The sequence below is a fragment of the Pseudodesulfovibrio sediminis genome (assembly GCF_020886695.1).
Classification (GTDB): domain Bacteria; phylum Desulfobacterota; class Desulfovibrionia; order Desulfovibrionales; family Desulfovibrionaceae; genus Pseudodesulfovibrio; species Pseudodesulfovibrio sediminis.
In genome coordinates this window covers 1652010-1664797 of the sequence record NZ_AP024485.1, presented here as the reverse complement: position 1 = coordinate 1664797, position 12788 = coordinate 1652010, and the positions used below count along the sequence as shown (strand labels likewise).

Below are 12788 nucleotides of genomic sequence, written 5' to 3'. Positions count from 1 at the left end.
GCACCGGCCATGTTCGAAAGCCCTTTAGTTCCGTACAGTTGAATGCGGCGAACGTGTTTTTCTATACGGCTATTTGAAGATCTGAACCATGTCGCGGGTCATTTCTCTGTAGACGTCCGTGACGTAGACCACGCCCATGACTTTTTCGCCTTCCATGACCAGCGCCCAGTCGCGTCGGGATTTGAGGAAGATGTCCAGGACCACCAGAATGGGGTCGTTGGGCTTGAGGATGGGGGGATTCTTCATGAGTGAATCCTCCAGCCGCATCTGGGTGCAGATGAGGCAGGCATTGGCGAACTGCTGATCCCAGTCAACTCCGGCGTTGGACAGGAGATTTTCGTCCTTGAGTACGGACTTCTTGACCGCCTTGAACAGCTTCCACAGATTTATTGTGCCTGCCAGTTTGCCGCTTTTGTTCAAAACAACGACGACTTGGGAATCAGGTGCTTCCACCATGGCTTCGCGCATGACCCGGATTGTCTCGGCCAGGCTGGCGTCTTCTTGAACGGTGGGGAATTCGTCGCGCATCATGTCCCAGGCGCGTTTTCTGAGCATCATATGGCTATCTCCTTCAAAAGGGGTGTGTGTCAGGACATCTTGTGCAATTACTCGTATCCATAGAGTAATTTTTTGTCCATAACAACTCGAACTGCGATATTTCTCCTTGAGGTCATGCAACGACATGCGGTGAGTTCAACGCTCTATCTATCTGAAATGACAGTGTGATAGAGTGTCCCAGAAAGGGAGTATGCATCTCTTTTCTTGACTTGGGCATATAATGTGCAACCATGGAAGCATGAACAAATCAATACTGATGGCGCTTGCCATTCTCTGCATCGTTGTTGTGACGCCTGTCCATGCCAAGGAAAGCTTTCCCTTCGGACCGGGCGAACAAATGAGATATGAAATTCATTGGACCATGTTTTTCGCCGGATATGCGCAGCTCAAGGTCAAGGCGGACACTGATATGAACGGTGTGCCTGCGCGCTACTTCTGGGCCAAGGCCAAGACCGCGCCATGGGTGGATAATTTCTACAAGGTCCGGGATGTTCTTGAGGCATGGACCAACATGGATGTCACACACTCTCTGCGGTACAAGAAAGATCAGAATGAAGGGTCGTACCACAAGAAGGTCGATCTGCTTTTTGATACGGACAACAATCAGACCAAGCGATGGGCGCGGGGCAAGTTGCAGCATGTCATCGACCAGCCCGATGAAGTGTTCGATCCCATGTCCATCCTGTTCGCATTTCGCAAGCAACCGCTGTATGTGGGCATGAAGTTCAAGTCCAACGTGACCGATGGCAAGGTCTCCGTGGTGAGCGAAGCCGTTGTCGAGAAAAAGGAAAATGTGGATACCGGCATAGGCGACATTGAAGCGTACAGGGTGCGCCTCGACATCAAGCATCTTTCCGGCGTGTTCAAGAAGAGCGATGACGCCGAGCTGCTTGTCTGGTTTTCGGCAGACGAACGGCGCATTCCGGTCAAGGTCCGTTCAAAGGTTGCGGTGGGTCATTTCACCATGAAGCTGATCGAATACAAGCCGCCGCGCACCTAGTCCCAGCCCTGGATTTCGCGAACCCGAATCTTCTTTGAACGGGGGAACTCCCGCTTGAGCAGGGTCTTGATCAACTTTTTCAGGTCGTTGAAGTTCGTTTCAATGACATTGTACTCAAAACCGAATTCCTTGATGGTGTACATATCCTTGCCATTGTACCAGATGCGCAGGCCGCGATCCCGTTTGTAGGTGAGCAGTTCAAGGCCGGTGTCCACGGTCAGTTTTTTGGTTTTGGTCAATATGGTTGTCAGTGCGGAGGCTGCGTCGATCATCTGTGTGCGCTCTCTGTTGTTGGTTGCAGGTCGTGACCGAGAGTATGGGCAGTATGTGCGAGAAGTTGCAACATCATATTTTTTTTCTCGCGATACGGATGTCTGTTTCGGTCTCGCCAAGGTCGTAAAGGCGGATTTTCGTTGAGCGGGGAAATTCCCTTTTCAAGAGACTTTTCAGGAGCTTCTTCATTGCGGACAGGGGAACCTGAAAGCGTTCTTCATGAAATCCGTGTTCCATCACATCAAATGCATCCTGGGCTACGTGTTTGATGACGACGGATCTGTTGCGTTTGTATGTGCGCAGGTCGATGGCGTGTCCCACGGGTAGCTTTTTGAGCTTGCGGAGAACGGTTTCCAGTGCGGTGGCCTTGTCGATCATGACATATCTCATAGACAAGCGAAGGAATCCGTGTCAAACCGCCTCCCTGCCCTGAATGATCAATCGCGGCACAGCTGCGGAAAACGTTTAGTCTTCACGTATGGTGGAAACACGCTACGGGCAGACTTTTCCTTGCGCCCGGCGCATAAAACATTCAGAACAGCTATGCAATACAACATATCGGAGTACCCATGCCCTTGAAGAAAGACGACATCATCGAATGCACCATTGAATCTCTGGCCGTTGGCGGTCGCGGTGTGGCCCGCGTGGAGGGGATGGCCGTGTTTGTGGCGGGCGGATTGCCCGGCGACATCGTGTCCGCCCGAATCGTTCGTGCCAAGAAACGGTTTGCCGAAGGCGTGGTCGAGTCCGTGGTTACTCCTTCGTCCCATCGCGTGGACCCCCGGTGCGCCCATTACGGAGAGTGCGGCGGGTGTGCCATGCAGGACCTCGAATATTCCGAGCAGCTTGCGCAGAAAGCGGCTCAGGTGCAAAGCTCCCTGAATCGCATCGGCGGCGTGGATGTCGCCATGGATGCTCCGCTCGCGTCTCCGGCGCAGTGGAATTACCGCAATAAAATGGAGTTCGCCTTTGAGCGGCGTGACGGCTCCCTGCATCTCGGCCTGCGCGCACAGCTGCCTGCCGGAGAAAAGGGGTTGGCACCTGTACTCGATATCGAGGAATGTCACCTCTGCTCCAGCCGCGACATCGACGTGCTCAAGGCTGTCCGGGATTTCTGTCGCGAGTCCGGTGTTGCCGCGTATGACCCCAAGACCGAAAACGGTTTCTGGCGTCATCTGGTCATTCGCCGCACGTCCCTTGGCGAAGTGCTGGTGCATATCATTACTTCAGCTGACAGGCGGAAATACCCGCAGGTCGAAACGCTTGGCGCGGCCTTGGTGGATCGTTTTCCCGAGCTGACCTGCTTCACCCATTCTTCACGCAGCAAGCGCAGCACGCTGGCCATTGGCGAGTATGTCGAGTTTCGTCTCGGCTCCAAGGTGGTGGAGGAGATGGTTGCACACGGTGATCGTGAGGCGCGGTACCATGTCTCTCCCAACGGATTTTTCCAGACCAACACCGCTGCCGCTGGCGAGCTGTTCGGCACTGTGGTCGAGTTCGGCGAGTTCTCCGGCTCAGAAACCGTGCTGGACCTGTACTGTGGTTCCGGCGCCATCGGCGTGTTCCTGGCTGACAAGGTCAAGCGCGTGGTCGGTTATGAGATCAGCGAAGAATCCGTGGCCAAGGCGTGGAGTTCGGCCAAGCTCAATGATCTGACCAACTGTGAATTCGTGGCCGGAACTCTGGACGCAACGGCCAACCTGAAATCTCTGCCCAAGCCGGACGTGCTTGTTGTGGATCCGCCGAGGTCCGGCATGCACGAGAACACGGCCAAGGCGCTGCTCCGGCTCGCTCCGGCTAAAATCATCGCCGTGTCCTGTGATCCGGCAACGCTGGCCCGCGACATCAAACGGTTGTCCGAGAAATACGAACTCACCCGCGTTCGGGCTGTGGACATGTTCCCGCATACGCACCATATCGAAACAGTGGCGTTGCTGGTCAAAAAATAGCGTGGTGCCCGCCTCAGGGTTGCGGTGGGTATGTGGTTTTGGGGACGGGCCTGTCAGGGGATAAACCAGAGTTCTGGCTGATCAAGCGGTGTTTCTTTGGGGAGCATCGGGTTGGGGATCGTCAGGATGCGTCTGCTTTTGAGGTTGGCTTGTGCTATTACAGTGTTGAATTCCCTTTCGAACAGTTGATCGAGGACGCCTGTTTTGAGCAGAATCTCCATTCCTCGCCTGATACGGTCCGCAAGTTCAGGGTGTTTGGGCGAAATAAAGAAGTAGCTTGGAGTGGGGAAATAGAGTGCAAGTGTGGGTTCGACCCGAAGTTCGGGGTACTTTTTTTTGTTTTCTTTAAGCTCTAGATATATTTCATTTATTCCGCGAGGGAATATCTCAAAACGGTGAGATGCGAGCATCCCGAAGAGTCCATCATAATGCGAGCTGGTAATAACATTGAACCCTGCTTTGTTCAGGATGGCTGTTGTCGTCCACTGGGTCCCTCCCCCGGCCCTGAACTTTTTCAGATGCTCAATATCCTTCACGTTGCCTAAATATGGCAAGCGGTCTCTATGGACAAGAAGGAGGCGATACCCCAAGAGACCTTTCATGAAGGGAATGCGAACAGGAATCGCATTTGCTTCCCATTCTGCCCGTGTTGCCGCTGGATAGACGGTGAGCGTCTTTCCTTCTTCCAGTTCTGACAACGCACGATTTCGTGTCATTCGGAGCGATGCATAAGTGATCGAATATGGACCATCCGTGTCAAGAGTGGCATCAAGTGCCTTCTTGAGTACCCTGACAGGATAGATGTTGCGCTGGTCGGTAGGAGAAGCTCCCAAAGGAAGCAGTATTTCATCCCTGGGAAAGGCAGGCGTCGTCGTACAGATCAACACCAATACGATAACCATAATTAAATGTTTGGAAACCACAGCCTTCTCCAGAATTTCATGTGGTAATGCCGAAATTGCTACCTTCTTTTTTTTAAAAGTATCAATTCATAGATCTATATACAAATAAAAATTTTTATCCGAAATCCGCGAGCAGGGCGCTCACCTGCACTCCTGCGATGACCGGTTTCTTGTTGTAATTCTGCTGGATACGATAGAGAGCGTGATGGAGCTGGTCGGATGAGATGCCGTTCTTGAGCGCGGTATGGGCTTCGATATAGGCTGCGAGTGAATCCGCGACCTTGAGCAACGGACCGTCCTTGGGGTCGAGGGAGTCCTGATTGTATTCCCCGGCAAGTTGCCTGTCGCTGGCTTCCTTGATGATGCCGTTATGCACGACCGTGGCCTTGAACTCGCTGCCCACCTCAAGTCCGAGCAGATACTCCAGCCTGGCCGCGATATCCGTATAGCCACCATCCTTGAGCGGGGTCAGTACCACGCGCAGCAATTCGCGGTTTTCATACTCATGTATCAGATCGCCGATCTCCTGTGATGCGCCTTTGACCGGCGAGATGATATCTCGGGTGAGCAGCTCGGGCAGGTCGTGAAAGAGTCCGCAGAAAAAATTGTTCTGGCGTCGAGCGCGGCACGCCCCAACTTCCATGCTGAAAAACCAGGAATAGGTGGCCACGATGAACATGTGTCCAAGGACGGAGGTCTCGGGCACACGCGGTGTTTGCGACCAGCGCTTCTGGAACCGGAGCCGACCGCACATGCGCGCGAATCCGCCGAGGACGTTGCTATCTTCATTCAACAGTGCAGAGACGCCTTCAAGGTCGCGGAGGCTTTCCAGACGGGAGATGAAACTTTCTTCGATCTCGATCAGTTCATGGTCCATGGTATTGATGGACTTGAGCAGCTTGAATTCGGAATAGCTGGCATACAGGTGAGCCGCCTTGAGGATGCGGCGGGCAAGCCCCTTGTCTTCGGGCTGCATGAGATACTCGTTCATCCCTTCCATGAACTCTTCACCCAACGGCATGATCCGGGGGCGGAGCTGATCAAGCACCCACTTGGACAGTGTCTTGTAGTCTTCGGGGTTTTCCTTGATGCGATAAAACACCGGCGGCTTGATGTCCGTGATGACCAGTCTGAAAAGATAGTCATAGATACCGCCTTCGATGATCGCTTCGCCCAGGGCGCGCTTTCGGGCCACGTCCAGATCGTGGGAGTTGAGCAGGAAAAGCAGCCAGGCCACAATCATCTTGTGTCCCTGCTTGTCCACTTCCACCAGCTCCATGGGCCGCAGCTTGTCGTTCCACCGCTTCATGAATGCGCCGGAAAATATAAGCTCCAGAAGGCTCTTGCGAATGATAACGGACATGCGTGCTCCCATTGGATGTTTGTAGGCTCCCAACAGTGCCGAAAATACAGGGTGTTGGCAACCGGGGCGGATAGCGTTCAGAACAGTGAACACCCCTTGAAAAATGCTGTCACAGGGTGTATACGGATTTGAAAATGTTAACACGACTTAAAAACGCCCTGTAATCGCACTCGTTCTCGTGGCGCGACATACAGAAAAAGCAGGAATAAATGCATATATCAGAAGGGGTCTTGTCCGGACCCGTGCTCCTGGGAGGAGCGGCTCTGACCGTGGCTGGAACTGCCATCGGGCTCAAGAAAATCGACTATGACGAGCTCATGTCAGTGGCCATATTGTCAGCCGCCTTTTTTGTCGCCTCACTTATCCATGTGCCCATCGGACCGGCCAACGGTCATCTAATCCTCGGCGGCCTGCTCGGCGTGATCCTCGGGTGGGGCGCGTTCCCGTCCATTCTGGTGGCGCTGACGCTCCAGGCCGTGTTGTTCCAGTTTGGGGGATTGACCGTGCTGGGACTCAATTGTTTCACCATGGCCGCACCTGCGGTGATCTGTTTTTATCTATTTCGGCCCATGCTCGCAAAGGGGACCGGGAGCAAGTTTATTGCTGCCTTCTCCTGCGGTTTTTTGGCCATGTTACTCAGTACAGTCCTTACAGCCAGTGCGTTGGCACTGTCTGGAGATGCCTTTGTGAATGCCGCCAAGGTTTTGTTTTACGCCCACCTGCCCATCATGGTTGTTGAGGGGGTTATTACCGGGTTCGCGTATGGATTTCTCGCCAAAGTCAAGCCGGAGGTGCTTGCTGCATGAAACGTCTGATTCTTTCCATTTGTCTGGCAATGGCCGTCACCCTGTTTCTGGCAGCGGTATCCGAAGCGCATAAAGTAAATATTTTCGCCTATGTCGAAGGCAACACCGTGGTCACGGACAGCGGGTACAGCAAGAGCAAGCGCGTGTACGACGGGATCGTCGAGGTCTATGACGTTGCCACAGGCACCCTGTTGCTCAGCGGTTCTACCAATCAGCAGGGACGATTTGATTTCGAAATTCCCGAGGCGGCCCATGCGAATCACATGGATCTGCGTCTGCTGCTCAAGGCCGGTACCGGTCATCAGGCAGAGTGGGTCGTCAAGTATGCGGAGTATGGTACTGATACGGCCCCAGCGGCCTCGGCAAAAGACCCTGCCGCTGTCCAACCGACAGCCGTGACGTCTTCTGTTGGCTCCTCTGAAGTGGAGAAGATCGTGCATCGGGAGTTGGAGCCAGTGAAGCGCATGCTTGCCGAGATGCACGATGCCGGGCCTTCAATGACTGAGATTATCGGCGGAATAGGTTGGATTATCGGTTTGTTCGGTGTCGCCGCATACATGAAAGGGCGGCGTCAGGGAAAGTAATTTGCCCTAAATCAGACTTTTAAGGGCGTGAATTGTTGTCGCGCCCTTTTTTTTATGATAATTCTCCTATGAAAAGTAGGTGAATTATGCGTCGGAGGTAAAATAGACAAGATCAAGGCTCTATGGCGCGGTGAGTTCCCGTTGGCTCAAACCTATTGGATTTATGGGGTCGTCGGTACTGTTTTTTTTGAATGTTATCATACTGTTGTTGAGCGTTGTTGTTGCCCAAAACAGATTGACCGCACTGAGCATACTGTTCTTTCTTCTGTTGAGTCTTGTCTATTGGATCTTCATTTCCGTTGCCATCTGGCGTAGTTCCAATGGTATCAAGGTCAAAAGGCGTGGGCTGTACTTGCCAAAATTGTTGTTGTCCTTGGTTACTTCGGGATGCTGAAGAATTTTTTCTGAACGACCGCCTTGTCGTGGAAGAGGCGGTCACGCATACAACATAGAGATGAATCAAGAGGTTCATATGAAACTGACCACACGAAGCCGTTACGGCACACGAATGATGATCGACATTGCACAGCATTGTCAGGAAGGACCTGTCCGCATTCATGATATTGCAGATCGACAGGGCGTTTCCGCAAAGTATCTGGAAAAGCTCATCCGCAAGTTGAAAGATATCGGGTTTGTCACTTCCAAACGGGGGCCCCACGGCGGGCACTCACTGGCTGTTCCTCCAGAGGAGATATCCATTGGACGGGTCGTGTACGCCCTGGAAGGCGACGATTCCCTGGTGGAATGCCGCAGTGATGAAAAGGATTGTGACCGCCTTGATGTCTGCCTCACCCGCAGGTTGTGGCAGGAAGCTGCGGACGCCATGTATGATCGGTTGAATACGTTCACACTGGCAGACCTGCTGAGCGACACAGCAACCTGCGGCCATTTTGTCCCGACTCCATTGGGGCGTACCCGGCCCTGATCAGCGTGCGCTGTTGTTGATCCTGGAGGGGGTGAAACGCTTGTTTATCCCTGTGGACTGGTGTATCCTGTATGATCGGTGTATCTTTTACCGTGGAGCATCTGTGGCCATTTCCCTTCGTGATCCCATGAGCGGACTGACTCATTGTATAGCAGCGGCGCTGGCCATTTTCGGTACGGTCCTGTTGATTCTGCGTTCGGTCAGTCCGGCCATGCCGTGGCATATCGTGACCTTTTCCATTTTTGGCGGGGGCATGGTGCTGCTGTACACGGCCAGCACGCTTTACCACTGGCTACCGGTCTCCGAGGACAAGGTGCGTTTTCTGCGACGAGTGGATCACTCCATGATCTTCTTCTATATCGCAGCCACCTACACCCCCATTTGTCTCATCCCCCTGCGTGGCCCATGGGGCTGGTCCATCTTTGGTGTCATCTGGGGGCTGGCCCTGTCAGGCATCGTCATGAAAGTTTTTTGGCTGACCGCACCGCGTTGGCTTTCCACGGGTATCTATCTCGGCATGGGGTGGCTGATCCTGGTGGGTGCCTATCCGCTCTATCTGTCTCTACCAGGTCCGGCCCTTGGCTGGCTGGTGGCTGGCGGACTGAGTTACTCCATAGGTGCGGTTATCTATGCGATCAAATGGCCCAACCCGCTTCCCGGTCATTTTGGGTTTCATGAGATTTTTCATCTGTTCGTCATTGGCGGCAGCGCGTGTCACTTCATGGTGATGTACAGGTATATCTGATTTTTTTCCCCCTGAATGTCCGGCCAACTATACTTCAGTATTCGCGTGAATCTCCTTGAGACGGCGTCTGATTGAGCTATTCGCCCCCTCTTTATGTGCCTGAATCGGTCCTGAGAAGATGGTTACGCCCTTGAACGGCGTCCCATCAGTCCCATATGCCGCACAGAAAAAGAAGGTAATAACGATGGCTAGAGAGCAATTGGCAAAAATGTCAGACTGCCACTGCCAGTATTCCGAAATAATCCAGGGTCCAAGTATGTCGATGGCAGCATAGGTAATGATATAGGCAGCCAGCCTTTTGTAGCGGGCCATAGCAGGCATTGCGTCAAACCGAGAGTGTGGCTTGATCACGATGATTCGGTGGAGCAGGATCAAATGAACTCCGTAAAGAATAGCCGCAGTGGCATATATAAGCACAGTAAAATTAGCTGAATCAATACGCTTTGGTCCGATGGTCATGGCATAGGCGGCTACTGCTATGCCTAAAAGGAGCAAAACGAGGGAGTATATGCCGCTGTATTTGAGGTGCCGCCATCGACTGTCGCGCGACTTGGGGATGGCAATCAGTTTGATCGGAGGGCGTATGGATTGAACCATCAAAGGAAAGAGGGCGAGTGGTGCCAAGCCAGCTGCCCAGGTATAATCCAGATTTTTCTTGGCTGGGAAGATGGGGAGAATGCAGGCCAACAGGGTAAATAGGCCAACATATACGCAGAAATGTGTTAATCGACGGGCTTTACTGGTAAAGGCAAATGGTTTTTCAGGGGCAATGACGGTGAGGATCAAGGTCATTATCATGAAAATAATTGTCATCATCCAGGAAAGAAGGATTGGCAGGTCCTGATTTGGTACTCCCAATTCTTCTAATGGTTTTCACAGGGTTACGGCGAGAATGGTGAAAATCGAAAAGTAGACAAGGTAGTAAAGCAAGGCTCTGGTCATTGGCATGGTGTTTCCCCGACTGAATAAAGGTGAATCCAGTAAAACTACGGAGCTTATGAAAAGGGGGAAGCGTCAATACGCACAAAAGAGACCCTTTTGTGCCAGAGCAGGCTCAAATGTACAATTCATTTGAAAAGTATGTCAATAATCCTGTTGGGAAAATGGTTGTTGACTATGAAAAAGGGGCGACATCAGTATGATGTCGCCCCTTTTTTGTGAGTGATGGTATGCGGTCTAGCGGCCTTGTTTCTGTATGGCCAGACGGATGCAAAATGCAGCGCCGCCCCAGGTCACACCAAGGCCGAGGATCATCATGATGATTGCGAATGTGGACATACTGTCTCCTATTTGATGCGGGCAAAGCTGCGTGCAGCCTGTCGCTTGTTCAGGACCAGGGAAAGGATAAAGGCCACAGGCAGGATCGACCAGCCAAGGGAGATCAGATCCTGAGTGGAGTAGCCTCCGTAGGGGGTGCCGTAGTCTGTGATGATATTCATGACAAAGGTGTAGCCGAGGATGGCCACGGTTACGAGCATGAGGAAGACCTTCCAGGCAGTGCCCACAGAGAAATCCGAGGTGGCATTGACGTGGGTCTTGATTTCATTAAGGCCGACAATGTAGCTCATGAGGCTGATTTCGACCAGTGCCAGTCCGAGGATGCACAGGTTGTTGATGAAATGATCCACGATATCAAGGATGAGCAGGCCGCCGCCGGTGGTGAAGATGAGGGTCATGGCGAATCCGAAGGCACAGACCAGGCTGGCGGTTTTTTTGCGGCTCCATTCGAATTTGTCGATAAAGGCGGAGCTGACCGCTTCCACGATGGAGATGTGGGAGCTGATACCGGCCATGGTCAGGCAGAGGAAGAAGAGCGTCCCCACGAAGATAGGAGCAGGCATGGTGTTGATGGCTGCCGGAATGGTGACGAAAGCCAGGCCGACGCCTGCGCCTGCAACATCGGAAACCGCCTGACCGGTAGCATGGGCCATGTTGCCCAGCACGGAGAAGATCATGACGCCTGCGAGCATGGAGAAGCCGCAGTTGATGAATACGGTGATGGCCGCGTTGTTGTTGATATCCGAGTCCTTGGGCAGGTAGCTGGAGTAGGCCAGCATGATGGAGAAGCCGATGGACAGTGAGAAGAATATCTGGCCATAAGCGTCAGCCCAAACAGAGAAGTCCAGGAGTTTGCTGAAATCGGGTTGAAACAGGAAGTTCAGGCCTGTCATGGCGCCAGGCAGGGTGACTACACGGGCGATGAGTACCAGCACGAGGACGAAGAGCAGGGGGATCAGGACCTTGCATGCGCGTTCGATCCCTTTGCGCACCCCGGAGGTGATGGCGAGCCATGTGATGCCCCAGGCCAGGGTACAGGCGGCCAGGATGGGCAGACGGATGCCGCCCAGCTCAAAGGGAGAGCCGGTCAGACCGAGGTAATCCCCAAAGAAGAACCCTTTCGGGTCACTGCCCCATGCCTGGCTGAAGGCGAAGCCGGTATAGTTGATGGTCCAGCCGATGACAGCCACATAGTATATGGAAATGACCAGCGCCACCACGACCTGCATCCAGCCTATCCATTCCCATTTGGCGTTGAGGGAGCGGAAGACTTTGGGCGCGGAGCCACGGAATTTGTGGCCCATGCCGAATTCGAGAATCATGAAGGGAATACCTGCGGTAAGCAGGGCGAAGATGTAGGGAATGAGGAAGGCGCCGCCGCCGTTCTCATATGCCATGTACGGAAAACGCCAGATATTTCCCAGACCGATAGCGGAGCCAACCGCGGCCAGCACGAAGCCGGCACGGGAACCCCATTGTTCACGTTGAGCCATTGTGTATCACCTATGAAAGTTGCGAGTCTCCCGTCAGAGACGGGTAAAAAAGGCAGAGCCGAGGTTGAGAGTCTGCGCTGCCGTAATCAGGATCGGTACACATTGACGTTTGCATAGCGGTCCCGGTTGCTTCCCTAAAACGGTTCTGGCTTAGGTGATTCTCCACTGAATGTCCAGAGCTCTAAACTGCGAAACCACGGAGATTATTCTCCGTGGTTCTATAAATCGACATGAATATACTGATTTAGAAAGTAATAACCGTATATCCTCTTTTTTGGTATGCGTCGATGGAAGGGTGGCCTGCCATGTCGTCCAACAGGGTGATGCCCGCTTCCTTGACCGCGTCGAGCACGCCGAGCTTGGCAGAGCACGCCTTGCATGCGCCGTCAATGAGTCCGGCTTCCTTGGCTTTGAAGTACAGGGGTGAAAACGGGTTGTCCTTGTCTTCGAGCATGGGGATGAGCTTGACGGAAGCGCCCTCGAGCACGATAACGGCTTCCGTTCCTTTTTCCTTCATGTCCAAGGCATTGAGCAGGACGTGGACAAAACACATAAGTTCGCCGTTAAAGGCGTAAAGACAATTCATGATTCCTCCTGTTGTTCATACAAAGGCCCTCCAGTCATATGCCTGAGGGCTGGGTCGTCGTCATTTATTTCTCCTCGAAAGCCTGTTCGACGTTCCATTCCTCCCAGGCTCTGCCCACAAGAGCGGGGCCGGGCCGTTCACATCCTGTTTTTTGCTGCAGCCACGGCAGTCTCCGTTTAATTCGTTACATGGCGGATTGACGACTGTGCTCTCACGACTGAAGCGATAATAATTACTATTTATAAAAACACAAGTCGTTTCTGAGAATATGTGCATGTGATCGCATTTCATCAATAACAATGTGTGTCGAGATCGATGGGGTGCCT

At 53.0% G+C, this 12788-nt stretch carries 15 protein-coding genes; 6 read left to right on the top strand and 9 right to left on the bottom strand.

Translation table 11 applies throughout. The features are described 5' to 3' along the window. Positions 1 to 69 precede the first annotated feature (69 nt). Complete coding sequence (locus SRBAKS_RS08020; protein ID WP_229595919.1) at positions 70 to 558, bottom strand: CBS domain-containing protein; 489 nt, start codon at positions 556 to 558, stop codon at positions 70 to 72. Positions 559 to 796: 238 nt separating this feature from the next. Between SRBAKS_RS08020 and SRBAKS_RS08015 the strand changes: the two genes are divergently transcribed. Next, positions 797 to 1558, top strand: coding sequence for a DUF3108 domain-containing protein (locus tag SRBAKS_RS08015; protein ID WP_229595916.1), 762 nt, complete (start codon positions 797 to 799; stop codon positions 1556 to 1558). Here SRBAKS_RS08015 and SRBAKS_RS08010 read toward each other — a convergent pair. Together SRBAKS_RS08010 and SRBAKS_RS08005 are read right to left on the bottom strand one after the other, a co-directional pair. Further along, on the bottom strand, positions 1555 to 1830 hold the full coding sequence (locus tag SRBAKS_RS08010; RefSeq protein WP_229595911.1) for a hypothetical protein: 276 nt from the start codon (positions 1828 to 1830) through the stop codon (positions 1555 to 1557). The two genes, SRBAKS_RS08015 and SRBAKS_RS08010, sit on opposite strands and share 4 nt — an antisense overlap. Positions 1831 to 1903: 73 nt before the next feature. Continuing rightward, on the bottom strand, positions 1904 to 2209 hold the full coding sequence (locus tag SRBAKS_RS08005; RefSeq protein WP_229595909.1) for a hypothetical protein: 306 nt from the start codon (positions 2207 to 2209) through the stop codon (positions 1904 to 1906). Between the two features lie 191 nt (positions 2210 to 2400). On the opposite strand from SRBAKS_RS08005, the gene rlmD reads away from it, so the two are divergent. Next, positions 2401 to 3780: a 23S rRNA (uracil(1939)-C(5))-methyltransferase RlmD gene (gene rlmD, locus SRBAKS_RS08000; protein WP_229595907.1), complete on the top strand. Its 1380-nt coding sequence runs from the start codon at positions 2401 to 2403 to the stop codon at positions 3778 to 3780. A 53-nt stretch (positions 3781 to 3833) separates the two neighbouring features. Here the strand turns inward: rlmD and SRBAKS_RS07995 are convergent, their stop codons facing one another. Both SRBAKS_RS07995 and SRBAKS_RS07990 read right to left on the bottom strand, forming a co-directional pair. Then, complete coding sequence (locus SRBAKS_RS07995) at positions 3834 to 4703, bottom strand: type 2 periplasmic-binding domain-containing protein (protein ID WP_229595905.1); 870 nt, start codon at positions 4701 to 4703, stop codon at positions 3834 to 3836. 94 nt (positions 4704 to 4797) lie between these two features. Beyond that, positions 4798 to 6045, bottom strand: a complete 1248-nt coding sequence (locus SRBAKS_RS07990; protein WP_229595903.1) for an HD domain-containing protein — start codon at positions 6043 to 6045, stop codon at positions 4798 to 4800. A gap of 209 nt (positions 6046 to 6254) precedes the next feature. Between SRBAKS_RS07990 and cbiM the strand changes: the two genes are divergently transcribed. The 4 genes from cbiM to trhA all read left to right on the top strand — a co-directional run bounded on the left by cbiM (position 6255) and on the right by trhA (position 9105). Continuing rightward, entirely contained in the window at positions 6255 to 6851 is a 597-nt protein-coding gene (gene cbiM, locus SRBAKS_RS07985; protein WP_229595901.1) for a cobalt transporter CbiM, read from the top strand. Further along, on the top strand, positions 6848 to 7435 hold the full coding sequence (locus tag SRBAKS_RS07980; RefSeq protein ID WP_229595899.1) for a hypothetical protein: 588 nt from the start codon (positions 6848 to 6850) through the stop codon (positions 7433 to 7435). The genes cbiM and SRBAKS_RS07980 overlap by 4 nt, the downstream gene beginning before the upstream one ends. 472 nt (positions 7436 to 7907) lie before the next feature. After that, positions 7908 to 8360 carry an RrF2 family transcriptional regulator gene (locus tag SRBAKS_RS07975; RefSeq protein ID WP_229595897.1) on the top strand — a complete coding sequence of 151 codons (453 nt, stop codon included), beginning with the start codon at positions 7908 to 7910 and terminating at the stop codon, positions 8358 to 8360. A gap of 103 nt (positions 8361 to 8463) precedes the next feature. After that, on the top strand, positions 8464 to 9105 hold the full coding sequence (trhA, locus tag SRBAKS_RS07970) for a PAQR family membrane homeostasis protein TrhA (RefSeq protein WP_229595895.1): 642 nt from the start codon (positions 8464 to 8466) through the stop codon (positions 9103 to 9105). A 27-nt stretch (positions 9106 to 9132) separates the two neighbouring features. Here trhA and SRBAKS_RS07965 read toward each other — a convergent pair whose 3' ends face one another. From SRBAKS_RS07965 to SRBAKS_RS07950, 4 genes are all read right to left on the bottom strand, one after another. Next, entirely contained in the window at positions 9133 to 9963 is an 831-nt protein-coding gene (locus SRBAKS_RS07965; RefSeq protein WP_229595893.1) for a hypothetical protein, read from the bottom strand. 318 nt (positions 9964 to 10281) lie between these two features. Continuing rightward, positions 10282 to 10383 (bottom strand): MetS family NSS transporter small subunit, encoded by a 102-nt coding sequence (locus SRBAKS_RS07960; RefSeq protein ID WP_229595892.1) that lies wholly within the window; start codon positions 10381 to 10383, stop codon positions 10282 to 10284. Positions 10384 to 10391: 8 nt separating this feature from the next. After that, complete coding sequence (locus SRBAKS_RS07955; protein WP_229595891.1) at positions 10392 to 11876, bottom strand: sodium-dependent transporter; 1485 nt, start codon at positions 11874 to 11876, stop codon at positions 10392 to 10394. Positions 11877 to 12120: 244 nt separating this feature from the next. Continuing rightward, complete coding sequence (locus SRBAKS_RS07950) at positions 12121 to 12462, bottom strand: cytoplasmic protein (RefSeq protein ID WP_229595890.1); 342 nt, start codon at positions 12460 to 12462, stop codon at positions 12121 to 12123. Positions 12463 to 12788: the final 326 nt, after the last annotated feature.